Origin of the sequence: Gottfriedia acidiceleris, assembly GCF_023115465.1 — a bacterium.
GTDB lineage: Bacteria > Bacillota > Bacilli > Bacillales > Bacillaceae_G > Gottfriedia > Gottfriedia acidiceleris_B.
Window position 1 is genome coordinate 2805713 of the sequence record NZ_CP096034.1, and the last position, 26312, is coordinate 2832024.

Annotated in this window: 25 protein-coding genes and 2 riboswitches; of the genes, 10 read left to right on the forward strand and 15 right to left on the reverse strand. The window is 32.0% G+C overall.

From position 1 onward, the window contains the following. Position 1: 1 nt before the first annotated feature. Positions 2 to 1228, forward strand: coding sequence for a cyanophycinase (locus tag MY490_RS13325; protein ID WP_248266159.1), 1227 nt, complete (start codon positions 2 to 4; stop codon positions 1226 to 1228). A gap of 388 nt (positions 1229 to 1616) precedes the next feature. On the opposite strand, the gene MY490_RS13330 is transcribed toward MY490_RS13325, so the two are convergent. The 4 genes from MY490_RS13330 to MY490_RS13345 all read right to left on the reverse strand — a co-directional run bounded on the left by MY490_RS13330 (position 1617) and on the right by MY490_RS13345 (position 4629). After that, positions 1617 to 2705, reverse strand: coding sequence for a HAMP domain-containing sensor histidine kinase (locus MY490_RS13330; RefSeq protein ID WP_248266160.1), 1089 nt, complete (start codon positions 2703 to 2705; stop codon positions 1617 to 1619). Beyond that, positions 2702 to 3388, reverse strand: a complete 687-nt coding sequence (locus MY490_RS13335; protein ID WP_248266161.1) for a response regulator transcription factor — start codon at positions 3386 to 3388, stop codon at positions 2702 to 2704. Before MY490_RS13335 ends, MY490_RS13330 begins: the two co-directional genes overlap by 4 nt. A 28-nt stretch (positions 3389 to 3416) precedes the next feature. After that, positions 3417 to 3974: a class I SAM-dependent methyltransferase gene (locus MY490_RS13340; RefSeq protein WP_248266162.1), complete on the reverse strand. Its 558-nt coding sequence runs from the start codon at positions 3972 to 3974 to the stop codon at positions 3417 to 3419. A 115-nt stretch (positions 3975 to 4089) separates the two neighbouring features. Continuing rightward, complete coding sequence (locus MY490_RS13345; protein ID WP_248266163.1) at positions 4090 to 4629, reverse strand: TVP38/TMEM64 family protein; 540 nt, start codon at positions 4627 to 4629, stop codon at positions 4090 to 4092. Positions 4630 to 4905: 276 nt separating this feature from the next. On the opposite strand from MY490_RS13345, the gene cls reads away from it, so the two are divergent. After that, positions 4906 to 6366, forward strand: coding sequence for a cardiolipin synthase (gene cls, locus MY490_RS13350; protein WP_248266164.1), 1461 nt, complete (start codon positions 4906 to 4908; stop codon positions 6364 to 6366). A gap of 107 nt (positions 6367 to 6473) precedes the next feature. On the opposite strand, the gene MY490_RS13355 is transcribed toward cls, so the two are convergent. The 8 genes from MY490_RS13355 to MY490_RS13390 all read right to left on the reverse strand — a co-directional run bounded on the left by MY490_RS13355 (position 6474) and on the right by MY490_RS13390 (position 16978). After that, on the reverse strand, positions 6474 to 7331 hold the full coding sequence (locus MY490_RS13355) for a TVP38/TMEM64 family protein (RefSeq protein WP_248266165.1): 858 nt from the start codon (positions 7329 to 7331) through the stop codon (positions 6474 to 6476). A gap of 625 nt (positions 7332 to 7956) precedes the next feature. Further along, positions 7957 to 8775 (reverse strand): SDR family oxidoreductase, encoded by an 819-nt coding sequence (locus tag MY490_RS13360; RefSeq protein WP_248266166.1) that lies wholly within the window; start codon positions 8773 to 8775, stop codon positions 7957 to 7959. An 839-nt stretch (positions 8776 to 9614) separates the two neighbouring features. Continuing rightward, positions 9615 to 10949, reverse strand: coding sequence for a type I glutamate--ammonia ligase (gene glnA / locus MY490_RS13365; RefSeq protein ID WP_056470085.1), 1335 nt, complete (start codon positions 10947 to 10949; stop codon positions 9615 to 9617). 114 nt (positions 10950 to 11063) lie between these two features. Further along, a complete protein-coding gene (locus MY490_RS13370) occupies positions 11064 to 12365 on the reverse strand; it encodes a glutamine synthetase family protein (RefSeq protein ID WP_248266167.1) in 1302 nt (433 codons plus the stop codon). Positions 12366 to 12422: 57 nt separating this feature from the next. Further along, positions 12423 to 12824: a MerR family transcriptional regulator gene (locus tag MY490_RS13375; protein WP_248266168.1), complete on the reverse strand. Its 402-nt coding sequence runs from the start codon at positions 12822 to 12824 to the stop codon at positions 12423 to 12425. Positions 12825 to 13670: 846 nt separating this feature from the next. Further along, positions 13671 to 14720 carry an S-methyl-5-thioribose-1-phosphate isomerase gene (mtnA, locus tag MY490_RS13380; protein ID WP_248266169.1) on the reverse strand — a complete coding sequence of 350 codons (1050 nt, stop codon included), beginning with the start codon at positions 14718 to 14720 and terminating at the stop codon, positions 13671 to 13673. A gap of 6 nt (positions 14721 to 14726) precedes the next feature. Then, complete coding sequence (gene mtnK, locus MY490_RS13385) at positions 14727 to 15902, reverse strand: S-methyl-5-thioribose kinase (protein WP_432707079.1); 1176 nt, start codon at positions 15900 to 15902, stop codon at positions 14727 to 14729. A gap of 71 nt (positions 15903 to 15973) precedes the next feature. Next, positions 15974 to 16132, reverse strand: a riboswitch (SAM riboswitch). A 63-nt stretch (positions 16133 to 16195) separates the two neighbouring features. Further along, entirely contained in the window at positions 16196 to 16978 is a 783-nt protein-coding gene (locus tag MY490_RS13390) for a carbon-nitrogen family hydrolase (protein WP_348983798.1), read from the reverse strand. 143 nt (positions 16979 to 17121) lie between these two features. Between MY490_RS13390 and MY490_RS13395 the strand changes: the two genes are divergently transcribed. The 5 genes from MY490_RS13395 (at position 17122) to MY490_RS13415 (ending at position 21566) form a co-directional block, all read left to right on the forward strand. Beyond that, positions 17122 to 18309 (forward strand): pyridoxal phosphate-dependent aminotransferase, encoded by a 1188-nt coding sequence (locus tag MY490_RS13395; RefSeq protein ID WP_282439796.1) that lies wholly within the window; start codon positions 17122 to 17124, stop codon positions 18307 to 18309. 57 nt (positions 18310 to 18366) lie between these two features. Beyond that, a riboswitch (SAM riboswitch) is annotated at positions 18367 to 18470 on the forward strand. A gap of 63 nt (positions 18471 to 18533) precedes the next feature. Beyond that, the gene (locus MY490_RS13400) at positions 18534 to 19754 is read left to right on the forward strand and encodes a 2,3-diketo-5-methylthiopentyl-1-phosphate enolase (protein WP_248266173.1); all 1221 of its coding nucleotides are present in this window, start codon (positions 18534 to 18536) and stop codon (positions 19752 to 19754) included. Between the two features lie 6 nt (positions 19755 to 19760). Beyond that, the gene (locus tag MY490_RS13405) at positions 19761 to 20414 is read left to right on the forward strand and encodes a 2-hydroxy-3-keto-5-methylthiopentenyl-1-phosphate phosphatase (protein WP_248266174.1); all 654 of its coding nucleotides are present in this window, start codon (positions 19761 to 19763) and stop codon (positions 20412 to 20414) included. Next, positions 20411 to 21037, forward strand: coding sequence for a methylthioribulose 1-phosphate dehydratase (locus tag MY490_RS13410; RefSeq protein ID WP_248266175.1), 627 nt, complete (start codon positions 20411 to 20413; stop codon positions 21035 to 21037). Before MY490_RS13405 ends, MY490_RS13410 begins: the two co-directional genes overlap by 4 nt. Positions 21038 to 21053: 16 nt before the next feature. Beyond that, on the forward strand, positions 21054 to 21566 hold the full coding sequence (locus MY490_RS13415; protein ID WP_248266176.1) for a cupin domain-containing protein: 513 nt from the start codon (positions 21054 to 21056) through the stop codon (positions 21564 to 21566). A 47-nt stretch (positions 21567 to 21613) separates the two neighbouring features. Here MY490_RS13415 and MY490_RS13420 read toward each other — a convergent pair whose 3' ends face one another. Beyond that, a complete protein-coding gene (locus tag MY490_RS13420) occupies positions 21614 to 22312 on the reverse strand; it encodes a DUF421 domain-containing protein (RefSeq protein ID WP_248266177.1) in 699 nt (232 codons plus the stop codon). Positions 22313 to 22513: 201 nt separating this feature from the next. Between MY490_RS13420 and yjeM the strand changes: the two genes are divergently transcribed. Beyond that, positions 22514 to 24013 carry a glutamate/gamma-aminobutyrate family transporter YjeM gene (yjeM, locus tag MY490_RS13425; RefSeq protein WP_248266178.1) on the forward strand — a complete coding sequence of 500 codons (1500 nt, stop codon included), beginning with the start codon at positions 22514 to 22516 and terminating at the stop codon, positions 24011 to 24013. Positions 24014 to 24092: 79 nt separating this feature from the next. Next, positions 24093 to 24233, forward strand: coding sequence for a hypothetical protein (locus tag MY490_RS13430; RefSeq protein ID WP_175403438.1), 141 nt, complete (start codon positions 24093 to 24095; stop codon positions 24231 to 24233). 153 nt (positions 24234 to 24386) lie between these two features. Here the strand turns inward: MY490_RS13430 and MY490_RS13435 are convergent, their stop codons facing one another. After that, positions 24387 to 24899, reverse strand: a complete 513-nt coding sequence (locus MY490_RS13435) for a hypothetical protein (RefSeq protein ID WP_248266179.1) — start codon at positions 24897 to 24899, stop codon at positions 24387 to 24389. A 120-nt stretch (positions 24900 to 25019) separates the two neighbouring features. Then, a complete protein-coding gene (locus tag MY490_RS13440) occupies positions 25020 to 25238 on the reverse strand; it encodes a hypothetical protein (RefSeq protein WP_248266180.1) in 219 nt (72 codons plus the stop codon). 299 nt (positions 25239 to 25537) lie between these two features. Between MY490_RS13440 and MY490_RS13445 the strand changes: the two genes are divergently transcribed. Further along, positions 25538 to 26311, forward strand: a complete 774-nt coding sequence (locus MY490_RS13445; protein ID WP_248266181.1) for a peptidoglycan recognition protein family protein — start codon at positions 25538 to 25540, stop codon at positions 26309 to 26311. Position 26312 lies beyond the last annotated feature (1 nt).

Genomic DNA, 26312 nt, shown 5'->3' on the forward strand with positions numbered 1-26312 from the left:
GATGAAGTTGAAGTACAAGTTTAAGATTTCAATCGTATTATCATTTGCTTTAGTATTTTCGTTAGTTTTTGGAACTTCTTTCTTACGATCTGAAAAAAGTGTTGAAGCTGCAGCAGCACCAAAAGTATTTTTAATGGGTGGTGCAATTGATGATAGTAATGCCGAAATTTACAATGCACTAAAAGCTGCAACTGGCAAAACCAATCCAGTAGTTGCAATTGTATGTAGTGCAGCTGCTGACTACGCAACTGCATTGGACGCATACACCAATGATATAACAGGTCACTTATCGTATAAAAATTTATTTACTAGATATGGTTTTACACCAGTATTTATTCCTGTAGCAGTTGATAACTATACAACTGAAGCTTATAAGCAAAGTAATATTGATCTAATCAACACAGCAGACGTTATATTCTTTAACGGTGGTGATCAGTCCCGTCATGTAAGAAGTTTATTAAAAGACGATGGAACGCCTACCCCACTTTTTGCAGCAATCCAACAAAGAGCAGCAGCTGGAGCTATAATTTCAGGAACAAGTGCTGGAACTGCTGTCCAAAGTCCGAAAACTTACGGTGAAGGTGTAAGTTATGGATACTTATATTACAATCGTTTATTATCTAAGAAAATCAGTGACATCTCACTAGCTGATTCTCAATATCCAGATAACGGTGGATATACAACAGGTTTCGGTTTTGTAAATGCTGCAATTGATACACATTTCGATGCAAGAGGTCGCATAGGTCGTATTCTTTTAGCTGAAAGAGACTTAGGTCAGAAGGTTGGCTATGGAATTGACGAAAACACAGCACTTTATTTGAACGGTACTACTGGTAAAGTTTATGGTGAACACGGTGTTTTCATAGTTGACTCAACAAATGCAACATACGGAACTGCTGCATCGTTTACGGCAAATAATGTAAAAGTAAGTTATTTAACAACCGGTGATGCTTATAATACGAGCACGAAATCAATTACTTCATCTAAATCATTAATTACAACACCATACTATTCGACAATTCGAGATTCTTCTGATATATTTTCAGCGTATGAAACAACTACGACGATTACAAGATTGGTAGATACAAATGTTTCTTATTTGTATGGTGATAGTTATGAATCTGGTCCTAGATTTACATTAAAGTTTATAAAAGACGCAAACACAAAAGGATACTATAGCAATAGTAAATATACTGTTAGTAATGTTTTACTGAATGTAAGTTACTAACTTAAAGTAAAAAAAGAAGATTTACGCAAAGTAAATCTTCTTTTTTAAGCATTTCCAAAAGAAATGAATTAATTGTTCGGACTTCTCCTCATTTGAGGATAAAACTTATTTTTGATCTACATCAACCCTATCAGTGAAGATTTAAAGTTAACCTGAGGTACTACTACTTCAAATGCTGAAGAAATACAAAAATTAATACAAACAGCAAAAGTCGTTAAAACACTAAGAAAAGTTGGACTTGATAAAATGATTGTTCCAACGGTTAACTGGGGAAAAATAACGATGCTTAGCAATTTGTATGGAAAAGGGAGTCGTTTTTTTAAAACGACTCCCTTTTCCATTTAAAAAACGTAATTAAATGTGACCAAGAACCACCTTCTAAAAAAAGTTATAACACTTTTTTATTTAACTTCACAAAAAAAGTTATCCAATCATCTTTTAATTCGACCCAGATACTTCCTTTATGAAGTTCAACAATTCGTTTAGTTATAGCAAGTCCTAATCCAGCACTGCCTTCACTTTTTCTTGAGGAATCTTCCCGATAAAATTTTTCAAAAAACCGTTCAAGACTAGCTGGGTTTACATTTATACTGTGATTCGATATCGAAAGTAATACTTCATTAGATGTCTGAGTTAGACTTACTTTTATAGTTGATGGTTTAACACTATATTTCATTGCATTCATAAATAGGTTATCAAAAACTCTAACCATTTTTTCAACATCAATCGTAATTTCAATATCTTCTGCAATCGACTCCTTTTTGATGTTTAATCCTTCTTTTTGAAAAATAGGTATATTCTCACCTATTATTTGTTCAATCAACTGACTTAAATCAACCTTTTGTTTTGATAGAATAATATCTGGACTAGATAACCTCGTAAATTCAAAAAGTTCATTGATTAAATTCTTTAAATCATGCGATTTTGTATAGATTGTATTCAAGTATTCGTATAATTCATTTTCATTCTTGTATTCTCTATTCTTTAATAAATTACTATATCCTAGTATTGAGGTTAGTGGCGTTCTTAGATCATGTGAAACACTAGTTATCAATTCATTTTTGACATTTTCAATATGACGTTCATTTTTAAATTTCTGCTCTAACTCCTTGGACATTGTATTAATATTCATACTCAACTGAGTTAATTCGTCTCGCCCTTTTAACTCAATCACAGCTCCAAGTTTACCTTGAGAAATTAGTTGAACAGTACTTGAAATTTCTTTTAAATAAAGAATCTTTTTTCTAATTAGTAACAGAAAACTAATAATGAAACTTAATATAATCATCACAAATGTTGGAATAATAATGAGATTATATTGTAATGAATTTACCTTATTTTGATGGGAAACAAAATAAGGTCCTATAAAAATTTGTGAGATAAAAATTGTTACAATCAAAGAAACACCGAAACTAATTGTAATTGCTACTAATAGCTTAATACTAATTCTTTGCCAGTTATGAATTAAATTCTTCATACTTTGTATCCAATTCCCCAAACTGTTTTAATATAGATAGGATGCTTAGGATCATCTTCAATTTTTTCTCTTATATTTGTTATATGAACCATTACAGTATTATCAGATTTTAAAAAGTCTTCCTTCCAAATTGCTTCATAAATCTTACTAACACTTAGTACGATTCCTTTATTTCGAACTAGTAATTCTAATATATCAAACTCTTTTGGTGTTAGTCTCTTTTCGTTCTTTCTGATCCAAACTTGCCTTGTCTCTGTATTTACTTGCAAGTCACCAAAAACTAACACTACTTCATCATTCTTTTGGATATTGTTATATTTTTTATATCTTCTAAGCTGAGATTTTACTCTAGCGATCAACTCAAGTGGATTAAATGGTTTAGTTAGGTAATCATCTGCACCTGAGCTTAATCCTTGTATTTTGTCTAGATCTTCAGATTTTGCCGAAAGCATAATGATTGGTAATGTCCTTTCCTCTCGTATCATTATGCAAGCTTCTATTCCATCAATTTTTGGGAGCATAATATCTAATATAATCAAATCAAAATCTTCATCTTTTAAAAGTTCGAGAGCTTCCTCTGCATCGTTTGCTAAAGTAGTAGAAAACCCTTCATTTTCAAGATAAATTGAAATTAATTTTTTGATTTTTTCATCATCATCTACAACTAATATTTTACTTATCAAGTTTTACTACTCCTTTCAAAACTGTATTTTAATTATTGCAACTTAATACATATGCTGGTGGCAAATTTCTATATTCCCTTTTAATATCTATATTTTTAAAGTAGGTATTAATAAATTTCATTTTTCTTTGAGAATATTGGAATGTAACGAATCTTCCTTGTTCTGCGAGTATTTTTTTGGTGTTTAATAAAATTGTTTTTGATACGTTTAAAGGTAAACTAGTAAATGGCAGACCAGAGATGACATAATCGACATTGTCTATACCAAACTCTTCTAAATACTTCATAATACTTTCCGCACTATCATTAATAATCGTTACATTATGATTATCTCCAAACTTTCTAATTAAATGGTTATAAAACTCATAATTTTTTTCTACTAAAATAATTTTTGTAGTTGGCAATTTTAGCTCTAGTAATTTTTCAGTAAAAACTCCTGTACCCGGACCGTATTCAATAATCGTATTGGCTGTCTTAAAATTAATATCATCTAACATTTTTTCAGCCAAAAACGATGAACTTGGCATTAATGCGCCAACCGTTCTTGGTCGTAATATATATTGAAATAGAAATGATAATTTTTTCATAAACTTAACCTCCAAATTTCTAACTTTTTAGGATGAAATCATAAAATAAACTTCTGAAGAAAAAGTCACTAAATTTCTTAAGAATTTTAAAGAGGTCTAAATTCAAACTTAATTGTCATAAATGGACATATGATCCCAATAATACATACCATAAAGCATAAAAAGTGTTACTTAGCAAGACAATCATAATGTATGGTCTATACCTCATTCCCGATGCAGATGAAATTAAACAGGCAGCATCAGTAGGGCATGTTGGAACTGCACCTAAAATAAAGAGCATCCAATATTGGTTTTTCTTTATTCTTTGTCCTATTTTTGGATGTTTGTTTAAGAAGTTTTTATACCATATTGACTTATTTATTTTTTTACCAATGATGAAAATGATACTTTCTGTAATGAACATAGAACCTAGTGAAAATAATAAGACAATCCAAGGATTAAAAAGAAAAATCCCAGTCAGTAAAAATAAAGAACTTGGGATCATTAATACAAATCTTAATGAAAAAATAGCAAAGTATAATAAAAGAACATAGTCCTGTCTATCTGTAATAAATTGAATTAATTCATTCTTAGAAAATGGTATTATCCCAAATTCATACATACAAACTAAAAGAATACTCCAACTAGTCAATAAAGTGATTACACGATATTTCACTTTCTTTCCTCATTTCTTAGTTTAATAATTAAGCATTCATATTTTCGTCTATACTTATTAACTTTTCCAATACTTTTTTATTAATAATTCTTAAGAAATCATAAAGAACTTTTAAAAATTTTTTAGAGTGTTTTGATTATGCATATCAAATTTAAGATTGGAAAAATTAATAGAGGTACTATTAAGTAATAAGTAGATTGTAGGTGTTTTATTATTAGCACAAATATTTCTAAGTCCTTAGTTGCTTTAGTCTTACTGATTTTTTGGGAACTTTTAATGAGTCAGTCACAAGGACTATATCAAACAATGCATTGGATTATCATCATAAGTGTAATTGGAATTTCGTGTATATTATTTTTAGGAAACCGGAATCCTCAAAGCACTATTTCCTGGTTATTAATACTCTCCCTAGCACCTACTTTCGGCGTTATATTATACGTTCTATTTGGACGGTTAAAGAAGCGGCGAAAAAAATTAATCAATCATTCAATGTTTAAAACACCTCAAATATTGAGTGTAAAGAATGATATTAAATGTAATTCTCTCTCAAAAAAATCGCAAAAATTAAGTACCATCATCGAAAAGTTTACAGGGGTATCCATTAATCGAAATTCAAGTGCTTCATTATTAATTAATGGTGACGAAATGTTTTCAAAACTCAAAGAAGCTCTCCTGGATGCAAAAAACTATATTTATATTCAGTACTACATCTTTCGAGCAGATACAATCGGTAGCGAGTTACTTGACATTTTAAGAATGAAAGTGAATGAAGGTGTTGTAGTTCGCTTATTAGTTGATGGTTTAGGAAGTAAAAGTTTAAAGAAGAAATTACTAAAAAATTTAAGTTCTGCTGGAGTTAAAGTATCTATATTTGATCCTATTACTACATGGTCAATCGGTACAATAAATTATCGAAACCATAGGAAAATTGTTGTGGTCGATGGAATTAAAGGATTCACTGGAGGTCTAAATGTAGGTGATGAATATTTAGGTAGATCAAAAATTGGTTTTTGGAGAGATACCCATTTATACATAGAAGGAAGTGCCGTTGAAGAGCTTCAAAACTTATTTTTGCAAGACTGGCATTATTCTACATCTGATAATTCAAGTGAAAAAATTCAAGTGAACAGATTAAGCTCTCATGAAAAAAGTATTGGTCAATATCATCAAGATGAAAAAAATAAGGTAAGTGGAGCAATTCAAATTTTTGGAAGTGGACCTGACACGAAGGAACCAACCATGAGGAATGCTTTTCATACCCTGCTTTCAATCGCTGAAAACAATATCTGGATTGCCACTCCTTATTTCGTTCCAGACCAAGAGATTTTCACGATTTTAAAACTTAAAGTAATGTCTGGATTAGACGTACGGATAATTTATCCGGGAAAAAGTGATAGTATTTTGAGTGATTCAGCATCTAAGTCATATTTCTCTCCCCTATTAGAAAGTGGCGTGAAAATTTATACATATAAAAACAATTTCCTTCACTCAAAGGTCATGTTAATTGATAATGAAATCGCTTCCGTTGGTACTGCTAATCTAGATGTAAGAAGTCTGCATTTAAATTATGAGTTAACATCGTTTTTATATGAGTCACATGCCGTTGATCAAGTGAAACAATCTTTTTTAAATGATTTTTCTATTTCTACTCAGTTAGATAGTAAGGAATTTATAGAACGTAGTTTATTTAAAAAGTTAATTGAGTCACTAAGTCGCTTATTATCACCTTTATTGTAAATTGACAGAGGTAAGTGCTTTTTATATTTTTTTATTTAAGAGCCTCATTAAATTTAATATATTAAATTATCTACAAGGAGCTTAAGGCTCCTTTTTTAAGTTAAAATCTAATTAAGCTTTCTTTTTTTAAAAAATTTAGTAAGGAAAAAGAACACAAGAACTATTATTGAGATTAATATTATTATTTGATTTGTTGATAAAGAAAATACCTTAGTTAATTCTATCGAGTATGCAAGTAGTGAAGATGTTATTAATTTTGATATACATACGATTAATATATATTTTTTAGTGGAAACATTGGTAATACCTGCACCAACACTGACAATTTCATCCGGTAAAATAGGCACAATCAATAAAATCGTGATAAATAGCGTTTCATTTTTTTTAACAATTTCATTATATTTTGTAAGGTGCTTTGTTTTAATAAATCGATTAACTACCTTCAATCCTCCATATCTTGCTAAAAAAAACATAGTAATATTTCCTAAAACTATACCTACAAAATCAATAATAAAACCATAAAAAGAACCAAACACTGTACTTGCAGCTAAGACAGTGACTGCTTCTGGGATTGGCAAAGCAATTGGGTGAAAAAAACAGATTAAAAAATAGATCCACTTAGCAATTTTTATATTTTTCCTAAATAGTCCTTCAAAACCATAGTAATCAGTTATAACCATAATATTAGATATGTAATAAATTAAAAAAATTAAAAATACTACCGCAAAGTAATAAAAAACTAGAATTCGAGTTAACTTTAGAAATTCTTCACTCTTGTTGAAAAAAGCCGTTACCGCAAATGTCACAATGACAAATGAGAAAAAAATACCAACCATTCTAAATTCATAAAGTAAAGTTTCTAAAGAACTTACTAAGATAATAATTGGAATAAAACTTACAATCAACTGCAGAAATAATCTTACATATCTCCAATTTGAATACTTAATTCTAGATATAGCGTTCATTTAATTCTCCTTAGGCTAATTATTATTCTGCGTAAGCAAAGATCTATTTTGCTCTTTTAATAGAGTGAATTGTTTTTTGGTTATATTATTCAATTAATATAGACTATATATACTTTAGTAAGTACAAGAAATCAGCCTGTCTATTTGTTCGTCATATAAACAACATAATGTGAATGATGATTTTATTATTTTCTTTATTAAAAATAAATATCCATATGTAAATCCTCCATTTACTGACTAACCACCAGTGGTCTCTTATATTCTCCACTTTATCAGTAACCTTATATTCCTTGCCTCGTCGTAAGTGTAAATACATATATTCACGCATAACGAATTCTTCAGGTATGTTGTTTTGTTTCAAACAAAAAGAACTTATTCTTCTGGTATAAGAATAAGCTCTTCAATTTGCGATTTTCATCTATATGACGAAGTGCACTAAACTTCTTTTTACTTTAGAACTATTTTAAATATATCAGCATATGGAAAATATGAGAGTTCCCAATTTTCAAGCAACATAACGAATTTACTATATTAAGTATAAATAAAACCGGTAGATTAAATACTTTGAAATTAACTTCTCCAAATTAAAAAATTAATTTTATGTACTAGTTTGAATACAATTTAATCATTTAAGTAAGTCTAAATAGTCTATAACAAATTGTTCAAACTTAATTGGTTCTCTCCCTAATAATCCTTCTAAATCTGTTGTCACTTTTTTTGCAAGTCCTAATTTTGCGGTTGTGTATATCCCTATCATAACTATAATAAAATCGCGTGCTAACCCTTTTTTTCTCATTTTTCTCCAAAAGGTTAAAATACTTGGATTTGTATATATTATGTCTTTTCGTAGGTGCTTTGATAATATCTCAGCCACCTCGTAATAACTAATAGCTTCATTTCCAGTTAATGAATAAGATTTGAATCTATGACCATTTTCGGTTAGTGCTTTTGCGGCCACTATACCAATATCTCTTGTATCGATAAAACTCGTTTTCCCTTTACCCGCTGGTACAAAAATAATATTTTCCTTTATTAGTTCTTCAACATGTTGATTTAATAAATTCTGCATGAAAAAACTTGGTCTTAAAAATGTATAAGGTATTCCTGAGTTGATAATTAATTCCTCTATCTTGGAATGCGGAACTACCTTATTTTTATCAGCACCTAATAAAGACAAAAATACAATCTGTTCAATCCCTACTTCTTTTGCAATCTCAATAACTGGTTCAAAATATTTCTTATCCGCAAGATGTGGAGGACGTATTAAAAAAAGCTTAGTAATTCCTTGAAAAGCTGGTCTAATTGATTTAGGATCTTCAAAGTTTAAATAAACATGACTAGTATTTTTTTTACTTGTGGATAGTTTAAAATTAGCATTTACCTTTAGTAGTTCTCTCACAACTTCTTTACCTACAGTACCTTTTGCACCTGTGACTAGAATCAAATTGTTCACTTCTTTCTATTACTTTCTTATATCGTAATATTATATAAGTTGCTATAATAGTCCTTTCAATCGTACAACCTCATTTATATTTACTTGAACATCTTTTGTTACTACTACTCCAGAGCTTCTAATAACATTTTTACCGATCGATATACTTCAACGATTATTATATCCAAAATAACATCTAAAATTTGGTTATATCACATCACTTTATTCGTACTAGTCTGAATATCATATTCTAATTTTAGTTTGATTGATCGTGTTAGATATTACTTAAGCTTACTTCCTTAAATCATTCCAAGTCCCAAGTCTTATAGTGTTCACCTAATATTTTTTTGTTTTTCAGTTTGCATTTTGTTATCACTTCCAAAGACAACGTAATATTAATAATCTTTATTAATATTTTCTAGTAGTTTATCCTATTTATATATACTTAAAAGTTAATTATTTAGAAATAAATGTGAACATTCAACTTATCGTTCAACGTATTCAAACATAACCTCTCGTCATAACGGTGGTTTGCTATGCAGGTGTAAACCTTTGTTACTGAGCAAACCCTAAAGGGCTACTGAACAGTTCGCCAGAAGTATTACTTTTACTGGCCAGACCTCAAAGGCCTTCTGCTTACTTACTTTTCTTTTTTTTGTATCACTTCATCAGCAAATGGATCTATGTATCCCATCACGCCTAACTGTTCCGTCACTTCTTCATCTTGTAGTTGATTTCGTATCTATTCTTCTACGGCGATTCATGAGTAATATAATAAATTTTTATAAAACCCAACAAACTGCCCATAAATAAAAAACCCTCAACGCCAATAGCGTCAAGGGTTGATTTGATTAATATACTGACATATATTGATCTCTTTCCCAAGGGTGAACTTGAGTACGGAAGATATCCCATTCGATTTCTTTTGCTTCTACAAAGTGTTCGAATAAGTGTGATCCAAGAGCACCAACGATTACTTCGTCAGTTTTTAATAGATCAAGTGCAGCTGCTAAAGTTGCTGGTAAATCGATGATTCCAACTTCTTCGCGCTCTTCTTTAGACATAACGTAGATATTACGGTCTACTGGAGCTGGAGCTTCTAATTTATTTTTGATTCCGTCTAAACCTGCTGCTAATAATACTGATAATGCTAAGTATGGGTTTGCAGCTGGGTCAACTGAACGTACTTCTACACGTGTGCTTAAGCCACGAGATGCAGGAATACGAATTAGTGGACTACGGTTTCTTGCAGACCAAGCAACGTAACATGGAGCTTCATAGCCAGGTACTAAACGTTTGTATGAGTTTACAGTTGGGTTTGTAACAGCTGTAAAGTTTGGAGCATGTTTTAAGATCCCTGCGATGAAGTGACGTGCAGTTTCACTTAAACCTAATTCACCAGTCTCATCGTAGAATGCGTTTTTACCATTTGTAAATAATGATAAGTTACAGTGCATACCAGAACCGTTTACACCAAATAGTGGTTTTGGCATGAATGTAGCGTGTAAACCGTGTTTACGAGCGATTGTCTTTACAACTAATTTAAATGTTTGAATGTCATCACAAGCTTTGATTGCACCAGCATATTTGAAATCAATTTCATGTTGTCCTGGAGCTACCTCGTGGTGAGATGCTTCAATTTCAAAGCCCATTTCTTCAAGTTCAAGAACGATATCACGACGGCAGTTTTCACCTAAATCAGTTGGTGCTAAGTCGAAGTAACCACCTTTATCATTTAACTCAAGAGTTGGTTCACCTTTTTCATCTAATTTAAATAAGAAGAATTCTGGCTCAGGCCCTAAGTTGAAATCTGTGAAGCCTAGAGCTTCCATTTCTTTTAACATACGTTTTAAGTTATTACGAGGATCTCCTTCAAATGGAGTGCCATCTGCATTGTAAATATCACAGATTAAACGAGCTACTTTTCCTTTTTCAGCAGTCCATGGGAATACTACCCAAGTGTCTAAATCAGGGAATAAATACATATCTGATTCTTCGATACGAACGAATCCTTCGATTGAAGAACCGTCAAACATCATTTTATTGTCTAAAGCTTTTTCAAGCTGACTTACTGGAATTTCAACGTTTTTGATAATCCCTAGTAAATCCGTAAATTGTAGACGTATGTACTTTACGTTTTGTTCTTTTGAAATACGGAAAATATCTTCTTTTGTAAACTTAGCCATTATAAAAGTTCCCCTTTCGTATGCAACAAACAAAATTAGTCTAACACACTTTAAAATAGAAAAGTAGAGATATCCTACTTCCACTTTTCTATTTTTTTATTTTAAGTTTAGTGATTAGCAGTTTAAATATGTTTCTTTTTCCCATTCTGATACACGTAATCGATATGCATCCCATTCTTCTTTTTTGTTTTGAAGAAATGAATAAAATACGTGTTTCCCTAAAACCTGCTGCAGGAATTCACTGTTTTCAAGTTCTGTAACTGCTTCAAGTAAGCTTCCAGGCAATGTTTCAATACCTTCTGCTTTTCTAGTTACATCATCCATCAAATACAGGTTTTCACTTCGTTCGACTGGAGGTGTTAATTTTCTTTCAATACCATCCAAGCCTGCAGATAATAAAACAGCTAAGGCTAAATAAGGATTTGCAGATGGGTCTGGATTTCGTACTTCGATTCTAGTACCAGCACCTCTTGCAGCTGGTATACGAATTGTACATGTACGATTACTTTGTGACCAAGCTACGTAAACTGGTGCTTCATAGCCAGGAACTAAACGTTTATATGAATTAACTGTAGGATTTGTAACTGAAGCATTTGCACGAGCATGTGTTAAAACACCTGCAATAAATTGTCGTGCTGTTTCAGATAATCCAATTGAATCATGCTGATCATAAAAGGCATTACCATTATCATTTCCTAGACTCATATGACAATGCATACCTGAGCCATTTTCTCCAAAAATTGGTTTTGGCATGAATGTAGCAACTAAGCCATTTTTTTCAGCAATTGATTTAACGGTATATTTAAATAATTGAATATTATCAGCTGTTTGTAATCCTGGTGCGTATTTCCAATCAATCTCATGTTGACCGATTGCAACTTCGTGATGTAAAGCCTCAACTTCTAACCCTAAAGCTTGAAGTGCTTTCGTAATTTCACGTCGTATTGTAACTGTTTTATCTAGGGGGGCTACATCAAAATATCCACCATTGTCATTTGGAACTAACTGATTTCCTTCCTTAGTAAATAGGAAAAATTCAGGTTCAGGTCCTACATTAAAAGAAGTAAATCCCTTTTCAGTCGCTTTTTCAATTGCTCGTTTAAGCACATTTCTTGGATCACCTTCAAAAGGTGTACCATTTGGATAATAAACATCGCAAATGAAGAGTCCAACTTTTTCGTTAAGGTCGACTTTCCAAGTATTCAAATCTGGAAAAAGCATCATATCACTTGCTTCAATTTTTGTGAAACCGTTAATACTAGAGCCATCAAACATAGTTTCATTATTAAGTATTTTTTCAATTTGTGTGATTGGTAGTTCTAAATGTTTGAATACCCCTTCTACATCTGTAAAAAATAACTGTACAAATTCAAGACTGTGTTCTTCAACACTATTTAAAATCGTTTCCTTTTTCATTTATATTTCCCCCCATATAAATATAAAAGCTAGAATAATCCTGACTTAATCAATAACTTAATGAAAGAATCGAGAAATATCGCCTTGTCGTAAAGAAGTTCTACCTAACTTACCATTTTGATATAACTCTTGACGAAGCATTTTTCGAAGCTGTTCATCTGATATTGATTTTTCAACAATGACTTGTTGAACCACTGTTTCTTTGGATTTTTCTGACGATTTTAAATTGAGTACTTCTTTAATTCCTGCTAAATTCAAGCCTTGTTCTATAAAAGTTTTAATTTCTAATAAACGATCGACATCATTGAAAGAAAATAATCTACGATTACCTTCCGTACGAGCTGGACGAATTAAATCATGCTCTTCATAATATCGAATTTGTCTTGCAGATAATTCAGTTAACGAAATGACTATTCCGATTGGGAAAAGTGGCGTTGAGCGTCTTACTTGATCATTCATAGCAATGCTCCTTTCGTTCATCTATAAGTATTTTATTTCATGTTAGATAATCTGTCAATACGATGTTAGAAAATCTAACATGAAAATATTTGTTTTTTATTCTATGCAATATTAGGTAAAATTCTACTATTTTATTAAAAAAAATAATCTCCATTAGTTTGGAGATTATAACGGTTTGTATTCTCTTCATTTATGATTAAATACGATTATTTGTTGGGCTTATTTTAGCTTGGCTTCATTTTCTTACCGCTCCATAATCATCTCTTTTCTTCCATAAAGTATATCATTCCTTATTCATCTATCTGCCAAATTAGCTCAAAAAAACGATTATAAAGGCGATCATGTTAGTCAACCAAAGTATACTTAGTTAACAACGGAAATTGTTTTAATCTAAAATTCTTCAACATACAGACCAAGTTCCTAAATAGAAGAAATAATCGGGGCTAAACATTAGTTACATAATAAAGCCAATCCCTACAGTAAAGGATTGGCTTTATTATGTATTTTCAGGATTTTATATATAGTTTCTATATTAATAGAAGATTCCGATTCAAAAAACGTATATTTTGAAACTCAAAATCTGGGGTTTTTATATTTTTAATCACAACTTAACTTTACCTAGCCAATCTTTTACAAATAAAGTTTTATGATTGAACAAGTATGAAGTAAGAATGAAGAAAGCTGCACTTTTTAACTATTTCCTAGGGAAAAACGTAACGAATAAAATTGTATTCGTAATTTCTCTTTTTCTCTTTTAAATACAATCATTTAATTATCAATCAAAATCCCTCAAAACCTAATTGAGGGACTTTTACAATTGATGAATGCTCACTTAGTGGAGTTAAATTACTCCTGCTCCCAACTTTTAAACGTTTCCTTATAATCGCTAGAAACAATTCCTTTTTCCGTAATAATCGCCGTTATTAATTCATTCGGCGTCACGTCAAATGCTGGATTTAATACATCTATTCCTTCAGGGGCAATTTGAACATTTCCGATATGCGTTACTTCAGTACGGTCGCGTTGTTCAATTACAATTTCATTCCCTGATTCGATTGATAAATCAATTGTCGATAATGGAGCAGCTACATAAAATGGAATTTGGTAAAAGTTAGCTAAAATCGCTAATTGTAAAGTTCCAATTTTATTTGCAGTATCTCCATTTGCTGTAATGCGATCAGCACCAACGATAACTGCATCTACTTTTTTATTTTGTAATAAGTAGCCGACCATATTATCAGTTAATAATGTAACTGGAATACCACTTTGGTTCAATTCCCAAGATGTCAGTCTCGCACCTTGAAATACTGGTCTTGTTTCTGTTGCATAAGCCGAAATTTCCCAGCCTTTTTCTTTTGCTAAGTGAAGTGGAGCTAAAGCTGTTCCGTATCGACTTGTCGCAATACTCCCTGCGTTGCAATGAGTTAATACTGCAGCTCCGTCATGTAATAATGTTAAAGCATTTTCTCCGATTTCCTTGCAAGTTGCCTCATCTGCTACATGTAATTTAATCGCTTCTTCCATGATGATTAATTTAGCTTCGGATACAGTCACTGCTTCTTTACTTGATCCAATTAGTTTTTCAACGGCCCATGCTAAATTAACTGCAGTTGGTCTAGCACTAATTAGTTCATCCGCTAATAATCTTGCTTGTTGATGAAATTCATCAATTTGTTCAGTTTCAAGTTCTCGAACACCTAAATAAAGTCCATATGCAGCTGCTAAACCAATCGCTGGTGCTCCTCTTACTTGTAATTTTACGATTGCTTCACGTACATCTAATAATGTCGTTGCATCAAAATAGTGTATTTCCGTTGGTAGTTTAGTTTGGTCTAAAATTTTTAAACTTTCACCGTTCCATTGTAATGATTCAGGTATTTGCTGTAATGTAGTCATCGATTATTACTCCAATCCAATAAGTAAATTTCCAATATTCCTAATAGTAAATCTATTTTTTATACAATAAACTCCGAATTTTAAGACTTTTTTCTTTGCTTCTATTTTTTGATTATGTTCTAATGAATCAATATCTTCAACGTGAGCAAGACCGATACTTCTTCGGATTAATTCACATCCAATAACCCCAATTGCATCCACCCAATAACCTTCTAATTTTTCTTTAATCAGAGCTTTTTGGTTAAATGGTCTAACACTATGCTGTTCCCATAGTCGAATAAATGTTTCATTAAACACTTTTTCAATGTTTAAAATGTGTTCAATAATTTCGTCTTTTAGTTCAGTACGGCTGAAAAGTTGAAAAAGCAAATTTGCTTGAATTTGCCCTAAATCAAATCCGATCGGTCCGACAAATGCAAATTCCGGGTCAATTACTTTGGTTTCAGTTTCAGATACGAAAATGCTTCCCGTATGTAAATCACCATGTAATAAAGCTTCTTTTTTCGATAAAAAATCTAATTTTAGTTTCGCAACCTCAATTTGTAAATCTGCATCATTCCATAGTCCTTGAATTTCATCTGTTAATTCTTCTTCAAAACTATTTGTTTCACTGTTAAAGAATGGATCTGTATAAACAAGGTTTTCTGTAATATCACATAAGTCAGGGTTATTAAAAAGATACTCTAGCTCTTTTTTCTTAGCTGGTGAAGTTCCGAAGTCTGAAGTGAAAAATAATGATTTAGCTAAAAATTCACCGATATGTTCAGCTAAAAACGGATAGCTTTTTTTCTCAATGAAACCTTTTCGTAAAATTTGTAAGTGTGAAAGATCCTCCATTACAGTTACGGCTTGCTCTTCATCATGTTCTAAAATTTTCGGTGCATGTAACGGGATTAACTCATTGTATATTTTTGTCGCATTACTCTCGATCGTAGCTCGCTTTAAAGTAAGTGGCCAGCTTTCACCAACAACTTTTGCGTATGGTAGAGCCTGTTTAATAATTAACCCTTTCTCGCTTCCTACTGGATTAACTTTAAATACTAAATTTAAATTCCCATCCCCAATTTCTATGCATTCACATAGTTCATTTTTAAAATAGCCAAGTTTTTGTAAATAAGTAATTGCAGTTGCTTCTGTTAATGGTCTATATTCTTTTCGTTCAATGACAGTCACTAAATTCATCCCCCTTGAATTTTGCAAAATAAAAAGCCTCTTTTCAGAGACGAAAAGAGGCAATGCTAATTGGCTTTCGTCTCTTATCTACCAGAAAATTTCTTTTCTGTTGGAATTAGCACCGTGCCTTACTGAGCATTTAAGCTCAGGCGTATTCAATACGCCCCATTTCACAATGGTATTACGGTCGGTTGCTGGGCATCGTCGGGCCAAATCCCTCCGCCTACTCGAAATAAGAGTTCGCATATTTGATTTTATAATCGTATTTTAGTTTATCGTTTTTTAATTTGTCAATTACTTTTTTAAAACTTTTTGTAAATTTCTTCTTTTCTGTCTTCAAAAATAGGAATTGTACCACGTATTTCATCGACTTTTTTCGGATCAATTTCGCCAAAAACGATTTCTTCATTCGTGCTACCTTTAGTAACTAATTCTCCCCAAGGGTCAATGATCATTGATCCTCCACCAAATGTATTTGCTAAATCTTTTCCTACTCGATTACAAGCAACAACATAACACTGATTTTCGATTGCTCTTGCTTTTAATAAGATTTCCCAATGGTTCATTCTTTGAATTGGCCATTCGGCAACGAAAAATAAAACTTTTGCACCTTTTTGGGAATGAGCTCCAATCCATTCCGGAAAACGCAAATCATAGCAAACAAAACCTGCAGCCGTTAATCCATCAATTTCAAAAAGGCCATCTGTTTCACCTGATTGTAGATAATGATGCTCGTTCATTAACTGGAACAAATGAACTTTATCATAAGTTTTTACTAATTCGCCAGTACAGCTAATAACAAATAACGTATTCGTAACACCATTTTCCCTTGCAATTGGGAACGAACCAGCAATCAATATTACGTTATTTAATTTTGCGATGGACTGAAGTTCAGAAATAACAGCTTCTTGTTCTCCTGTGTGCAAACCAATTTCTTCCAAACAATAGCCTGTTGTCCATAATTCTGGTAATACTATTATACGGACATTTTCTTTAACAGCTTCGTTTATTTGAGTTTTCATTTTTTCTAAATTAGCTTTTGATTTACCTAAAATAACGTCAGATTGAATACACGCAATTTTAATCACAATTTATTCACCCTATTCTAAATTTTATAGACATTTTTAAATCGAGCATATATGATGGTGAAAGTTATTGCAACAGTCGTTCATGAAAATCATTCGATTAAGAAACGATCTATTCAAATTAATTTTATTATATTTTTGGAGTGATTAACTTGAATCATAGTAAACTATTAAACAATTTACCAAAACAATTTTTTGCTTCACTAGTCCAAAAAGTGAATCAGTCAATAGGTAATGGTCATGATGTCATTAATCTTGGTCAAGGAAATCCAGATCAACCTACACCAGACCATATTATAAAAGCATTGCAAAAGTCTGTTGAGAACCCATTAACTCATCGTTATTCTCCGTTTAGAGGAATGAGCTCTTTAAAAAATGCTGTTGTAGAATTTTATAAACGAGAGTATGATGTTGATTTAGACCCAGATGAAGAAGTAGCCATATTATTCGGTGGAAAAGCTGGATTAGTTGAGCTACCACTTTGTTTATGTGACGAAGGAGATACAATTTTAGTTCCAGACCCAGGCTATCCAGACTATTTATCTGGTATATCTCTTTCAAAAACAGTTCCATACATGCTTCCATTACTTGAAGAAAATCAATTTTTACCAGATTATAAATTAATTCCTCAGGATGTTTTGGAAGCTAGTAAAATATTATTTATTAATTATCCAAATAATCCCACAGGAGCTATAGCAACAGAAGAATTTTTTAAAGAAACTGTTGAGCTAGCAAAAAATAATCAAATTACCGTTTGTCATGATTTTGCTTACGGTGCATTTGGTTTTGACGGCAAAAAACCTTTAAGTTATCTTCAAACGCCAGGAGCAAAGGAATCCGGGATTGAAATTTATACCCTTTCTAAAACTTATAATATGGCTGGCTGGAGAATCGGTTTTGCAGTTGGAAATAAAGAGGTTATTTCAGCAATTAATCTATTACAGGATCATCTTTATGTTAGCATCTTCCCTGCTGTTCAAGAAGCTGCCACTGCTGCGCTAACTGAATCTCAAGAAAGTGTAAAACAACTATTGGAACTATATGAAGAGCGTAGAAATGTATTTATTAGCGGTTGTCACGAAATTGGATGGGAAGTAACTGCACCAGCAGGTTCATTTTTTGCATGGTTAAAAATCCCATCAGGCTTTACCTCACAGGAATTTGCTGATCTATTACTTGAAAAGGCTCACATTGCAGTCGCTCCTGGAAATGGATTTGGAGAATATGGTGAAGGCTATGTAAGAGTTGGCCTACTTTCTGATACTGACAGATTGAAAGAAGCAGTTACTAGATTAAAAGAGATAGAAATATTTTCAAAATTTAATGTTTGACAATTGTGATTGTTCATGAAATAATGCGATTAGATTAAAAATTCAAAATTAAATATTACTTTATTCAGAGTAGGTGGAGGGACCGAGCCCGATGAAACCCGGCAACCGGCTAGTTAACTAGTACGGTGCTAATTCTCGCAGCATTTGCTGGCAGATAAGGTGTAGGTAAACCTCTCCTTAGTGGAGAGGTTTTTTGTTTGATTAAAATTTTTGGAGGTTTTGAAATGAGTGGAGTAATAGCAACTTACCAAGTTTATGATAAAAATCATCAGTTAGAAAAAAAGGCAGAGTCAATCGCGTTAGGTTTAACGATTGGTTCGTGGACAAATTTACCTCAAAATGATCAAATTCAATTACAAAAGCATAAAGGCAAAGTTCTTTCAGTTCGTGAAATAGAATGCGAAGAAAATATCGTTAACTTTTTAGGCTATAAACCGACAAAAGGGATTATTGAAATCTATTATCCTAGCTTAAATTTTTCAGCTGATCTACCAGCAATTTTAACAACAGTTTTCGGTAAGCTATCCCTTGATGGTGAAATTAAACTAATTGATTTAAATTTTACGGATGACATTTTAGCTCTTTTTCCGGGTCCAAAATTTGGTATTAAAGGTATTCGAGAGAAATTGGATGTATATGATCGACCTTTATTAATGAGCATTTTCAAATCAATTATCGGCAGAGATATTCAATACATTTCCGAAGAATTAAAAAAGCAAGCTTTAGGTGGCGTTGATTTAATTAAAGATGACGAGATTCTTTTTGACACAATTACATCTATTACGGATCGTGTCACTCACGGAAAAAATATTTTGAACCAAGTTTATGAAAAAACAGGACACAAAACATTATACGCGGTAAATTTAACGGGCCGTACATATGAGTTAAAAGAAAAAGCATTACGTGCTGCTGAAGCTGGTGCTGATGTATTTTTATTAAATGTATTCTCGTATGGAATTGATGTCCTGCAAGGATTGGTAGAAGATCCATCAATTAATATACCAATTATGGCTCATCCTGCTGTGTCGGGTGCGTTTAGTTCCTCTCCAATTTATGGTATTGACGCAGGATTATTACTTGGTAAACTTTTACGAATTGCGGGTGCAGATTTTAGTCTTTTCCCTTCACCATATGGATCAGTTGCATTAAAAAAAGAGACAGCTTTAAAAATCGCTGAAAATTTAACAGTATCAAATGGATTAAAAGAGACATTCCCAGTCCCTTCTGCTGGAATTCACCCAGGACTAGTGCCTCAATTAATTCAAGATTTTGGAATTGAGCAAGTTATCAACGCTGGCGGTGGTGTTCATGGTCATCCGGATGGACCAATCGGTGGAGGTAATGCATTTAGAGAAGCAATTTCAGCAACATTATCTGGAGTTGAGCTAAAAGACTATGCACTTCCAAATACATCACTACAAAAAGCATTACAACTTTGGGGGTAAACAACAATGGCAATAAAGATTTTTTGTGATTTTGATGGAACAATTACGGTGGGAGACAATATCGTTAATTTAATTAAAGAATTTGCTCCACCTTCAGTAAGTGAATTAACAAGTGAAGTATTAAATGGCAATATCTCGATTCGAGAAGGCGTAGAGAAAATGTTTGCTACGATTCCTTCAACTAAAAAACAAGAAATGACTGATTTTGTAATCGATCGTACTGTCATTCGAGATGGTTTTAGGGATTTTATTCAATTTGTAAGCGTTCAGCAATACGAGTTAAAAGTTGTAAGTGGCGGACTAGATTTTTTTGTTCATCCAATATTAGCGGATTACCTTTCACCCTCGGATATTTTATGTAATCGTACCGACTTTACAGGCCAAACTGTAAAAATTCATTGGGACCACTCTTGTGATCAAAACTGTACGAATGATTGTGGAATGTGCAAACCATCTGTTAAGAGAAAATTTAGTGAAGCAAATGATTTTATCATTGTCATTGGCGATTCAATTACTGACTTACAAATTGCAAAAGAAGCTAATTTAATTTTTGCTCGAGATTTCTTAAAAGATAAATGTGAAGAACTAGCTTTACCTTTCATTCCTTTTGAAAATTTCTATGATATTCGAGCTTCATTAGAGAAGGAGGTGCTAGTATGAAGGACTTTTTCAAACATTTTGATGAAATCCGTGAAGTAAAAAAAGTACTGGCTGATCGAGATTGGTTTTTAGGAACTAGCGGAAATTTATCAATTAAAGTAAATGAAAATCCTTTAAACTTTTTAGTTACAACTAGTGGTAAAGATAAAACTAAACATACTTATGACGATTTTTTACTCGTTAATGAATTTGACAAATCTGTTTGGGATGAATCAAAAAAACCATCAGCTGAAGCCATTTTACATCGCCTAATTTATCAACACACAAATGCTAAATGCGTTCTTCATGTACACACTTTAGCAAATAACTTTATAACAAAGGATTTCCCATATCAAGATGAGTTATCTTTTTCTGGTATTGAAATTATTAAAGCATTGGGTCTTTGGGAAGAAGATGCAGAAATTACAATTCCAATTATAAAAAATCATGCGCATATCCCTACTCTTGCAAATGAATTTCTTCCACATATAAAGAATGATCATGGTGCTGTATTAATTCATAATCATGGTATAACAGTATGGGCCGAATCAGCATTTGAAGCAAAAAAACACCTAGAAGCATATGAGTTTCTATTCCAATATGCATTACAAGGAATACAAAAAAATACATTTATTAAGAACTAATTAGGAGGAATGAAGAATGGCAACAATTTGGGTAGAAAAAAAAGATTATCATATTACAAGTGATCTTGAAGTAAAAGCATATTTAGAAGAACAAGGTGTCATTTATGAAAATTGGAATATCGAACAATTAGATAGTTCGTTACAAGAAAAATTTATTTTATCAGATGATGAAAAAGCAGCGATTCTTGAAACATTTAAAGCTGAAATCGATCGTATTTCATCAAGACGTGGCTATTTAGCGAGTGATATTATTACTCTATCAGAAGCAACTCCAAATCTTGATGAATTACTTAAAAACTTCAACCGTGAGCATCATCATACAGATGACGAAGTTCGGTTCATTGTTAGTGGTCATGGTACGTTCATCATCGAAGGAAATGAAGGCTTTTTCCATGTTAATTTGAATCCTGGCGATTTAATTTCTGTACCACCAAATGTACGTCACTACTTCACATTAGCAGATGATCGTAAAGTAGTTGCTGTTCGATTGTTTGTTACAACTGAAGGCTGGGTGCCGATTTACGAATAATTTGACAAAAACTAAATTGACTCATATCCACTTAGGATGTGAGTCAATTAATTTTCCTCTTCATTGAAATGATCTTCTCGGTAGTCGATATATAACGACCCATCTGTTTGTACTTCAACAAAAAACACATCTGAAACTGATTTTATGCCTACCCTTTCGAGTTGAGCCATTAACCATCTTTTATCCAAGTTTAAATTTGATAATGCGTCTTCATTTACTTCTCCGTCAGATACCACTGCTGTTGAAGTCGGAAATAATAAAGTTTTTTTCCATGTTTTATTTTTTTTCGTTTTAACATCTTTTGTTTTCATAATAGATAAACTGCCATCGATTTCAAAAATAGCGTACTCTACATCTTTTAACGAATAAATATTCTCATTACGAAGCATTCCTTGAAATTGCTCTGTATCTAATCTAGCCTTTTTTAATGCATTTTCCATTATTTTCCCTTGTCTAATTAAAATAATTGGTTCTCCAAGAATCACCCGACGAACAGTTTTAGACTTTAAACTTAAATACCCCATGATAATCGTCAAAACCGCCCAGCCAACTAATCCAATGATCCCATCCCCAATATCTAATGTTTTAGATGTCGTAATTGAAGCTGCTATATTCCCTATTGTAATAGCTGTTACAAATGTAAAAACATCTAATTGACTAATTTCCTTCTTCCCCATTAATCTTGTTAAAATAAATAAAACAAAAAATGAGCATATAACTCTAAATACTACTTCATTAAAGCTCATTTATTTCATCCTTTCTCTTTCACAAAAGCATTTTAAGTATTTATTAATCAACTTAGCGTTTGAAAAATAGAACGAAACTATTCTTTATTATGTTTAAAAAGATTAGTAAACCTGAATGGTTATTATGTCCTCATAAATTACCGATTATTGAAGAAAATATTACTATTCATTTATAATCGACTAATTACCTGAGGTGAGATCTTGAGTAAAAAACTTTCACTCGTTGGCTTAATTTTAATGGTTTTTACAACTGTATATGGTTTTGGAAATATACCTACAGCTTTTTATTTAATGGGATATAGTGCAATTCCCTGGTATTTACTCTCAGCTATTACGTTTTTTATTCCTTTTGCTTTTATGATGGCTGAGTTCGGAGCTGCATATAAGCATTCAGAAGGTGGAATTTATACATGGATGGCTGATTCAGTTGGGCCTAGATTCGCATTTATTGGAACCTTTATGTGGTTCTCTTCCTATGTAATTTATATGGTTAGTGTCTCTTCAAAGGTTTGGATTCCGCTATCAACCTTTATTTTTGGTAGAGACAAAACGCAATCCCTTTCATTATTTGGACTTTCATCTACTCAATCAATTGGCTTATTGGCATTATTTTGGATGTTAGTTGTGACATATTTTGCCTCAAAAGGGATTGAAAGTATTAGTAAGGTTACAACGATTGGTGGGGTTACAGTTTTCTCATTAAATATAGTATTGCTAATCACAAGTATCCTTATTTATCTATTCAATGGAGGTAAATTAGCTCAACCAATAAAAAGCTTTTCATCAGCATTTGCTCACTCACCTAATCCAAATTATCTTTCTACCCTCGCAATCTTATCATTTGTTGTATTTGCAATCTTTGCATATGGCGGTTTAGAAGCAATCGGCGGATTAGTTGATCAAACGGAAAACGCTGAACGTAATTTTCCAAAAGGGATTACGATTTCAGCCATTATTATTTCAGTAGGATATTCGTTAGGTATTTTTTTGGTAGGAATTTTTATTAACTGGTCTAATGATTTAAGCGCTAGTACAACAAATTTAGGGAACATAACGTATGTTCTAATGTACAATTTAGGATTAGAACTTGGTAAAGCTTTAACTTTATCATCAGATACTGCCGATCTAATTGGTATTTTGTTTGCAAGAATTACTGGATTATCAATGTTTCTTGCTTATACCGGAGCATTTTTCACATTAATTTATGCACCATTAAAAACAATCATCAAGGGCACACCAAAATATTTATGGCCGAAAAAATTTTCAGAAACAAATGAAAAAGGTATGCCTGTCAATGCAATGTGGGTACAATTTGCAATTGTTTCAATCATTATTGTCCTTACTTCCTTCGGCGGTCAAGGAGCATCTGCATTTTTTAATAAAATTACTTTAATGACAAATGTTTCAATGACTTTACCTTATATTTTTTTAGGCATTGCCTATCCAATGTTTAAAAGGAATAATCGAATCGATAAACCATTCCAAATTTTAAAATCAAATTCATCCGCTATATTCGCGAGCATTCTCGTTATATTGGTAGTTGGATTTGCAAACTTTTTTACGATCATTCAACCGGCTATCGAAGGTGATTACAACTCAACAATCTGGATGATAGCAGGTCCAATCTTCTTTTCAATATTAGCTTTACTAATTCTGAACCGTTCAAGAAAAAGTACCCAAAAAGAGAAGAAAATTGCTTAGTAACTTCCCACTTATTGTCAATAACAATTCCGAAAGTATGTTGGAATAATAGCACATACTAAGTTTGGAGGTGATATTCATGGGTCACAATCAAAATCCGCATGTAAAAAAGAAAAACAAAAATAAAGGGCAACCTACACCAGCTGCAGTTAATTCAGAAGGTTATTTTGCTCCAAGTAAATCAAATACTGAAGCACTTAATGAAGTTAAAAATTCATAAAAAAATTCGCTGATTGGCGAGCACTTAGGAGATGTCAGAGTCGTAGTTCCATTTATACTTATACCGATTTACGTCGATTTTTCTTCTCTGTTTGCCAATTTATACTTTCTTAATATAAAAAAAGACCGTCATTTTTTTGGCGGTCACTTTTCATTATTTACTCATCGAATTCGCAGTTTTTACTAAATCTCGAATAGTGTATTGTTTACCAGTTTCTTCTGAAAAAAGAAGAGAAATTGAATGATAAAGCCCTTCTTTCTTCCAACGAATTGTTTTTGTATTATCATCATCAGCAACAATCAAAACTTTTGTACCATCTTTTAATTTGGTTGTTTTTAATGGTTGTTGTTCATCTTGGAAGGAAGGTTTTTTATTATGATAAGTGATGACAAACATCGTGACCTCTACTTCTTCATTAGAGTAATTAAACGAGGTAGCATTAATAGCTCCATTTTTTTGATTTTTTTGTACATCCATTGTGACATCCTTTGCTCTAAACGGTATCTTTTCTGGTACAACTAGTTCTTTTTGTACATTTTTAGGTAATTGATCTACCACTTGCTTTATCGTTTTAGGATATTCTTTTTTTAATGATTCAACTGCACCGTTACTATGCGAACAAGCAGTTAACAAAAGAATTGAGAATAAAAGAATAATTTTTTTCAATCCATATGCCTCCTATTTTTCCAAACCTACCGTTTCACTTAATATCTCTAAATGTCATCATATTAGTCCTGAAACAAATAAAAACTGCCTGTATCTACAGGACAGTCTTAAAACCTTTTCTTAAGGTTCAACAATTACAATTTTTCCTTTTTGCACATATAGCAATATTTCCGCGTTTTCCGTTTCATTTCGGTAAGTGTAGCATGTAACATCATCAATCCCACCGTGTGAAACATCATGAACTGTATCAACTAATTTGTATTTATTACCTCTAAATTCTATTTTTCTTTCAATTGATGGCTGCTCCGTTAAAATTTGTTCCTTTGATCGAAAATTCATCAAATCACTCCTTTGGTCACCATTAGTATAGCCATATTCTTAGTTTTCAATTTTATGTATTATATCGAATTTAATTAACTAACTGTCTATGTCTCGTACAGATTCTTCCTTCCAAACTCCCACAGACTATTTCGCTTTATTCAGTCTCGGAAACGATTATAGTACTATTTTTCGTTCAGATTCATGAAATGCTACCATTTTCAACATGATAAAAATTTAGTGTTCATAATCTAATATTAGTGATAATTATTGGAAACATTTTTCCTAAAATTCTTAAAGTTTATATAAGGAGGTTTTTCATGCCAAGTTGGAAAAATAAATTCATCCCAATTAATCAATATACAAGATCTGGTCAAAAATTAAATGGAGTTAATAAAATCGTTATTCATTGGACTGCAAATCCTGGTGCAACTGCTAACGGTCATTATAAATATTTTGGTGAGGTATTACCCCAACAAAATGCAGAGGCAATTAGCCAAGGGCGAAAACCATCTTATGCTTCGGCACATATTTTTGTGGATCCTAAAGAGTCAATTTGTATTATCCCTTTAAATGAGGTCACATTCCATGCCAATGAAAAATATACTTATGTGAATGGTGTACCCTTTCGAGGTGTAGAAGCATTAAAGCCAAATGCCAATTTATTATCGATATCAGTTGAAATGTGTGTTGAAAAGGATAATCGTATTTCAAATACGACAATCAATCGAACAGTTATGGTCGTTAATGATTTATGTTCAATGTTTAATTTAACTCAAAAAGATATTGTACGTCATTTTGATGTTACTAGAAAACCATGTCCATACCCATTTGTAAAATATAGTGAGATTTTTAATAATTTCAAAATAAATGTAGGGCATTTATTGAATCACTCATTAAAATACCCTGGTCATGTTATAAAAATAGGAGATTCAAATATTTATGTCATTACTATTCAACAGCTTTTAGGCATTACGCCAGACGGTCATTTCGGTACTCAGACTGCAAATGCCGTAAAGTTTTTTCAAAAACAGATCGGTCTAACACCGGATGGGATTGTTGGAGAAAAGACTTGGAAAATGTTAAATCAATAAT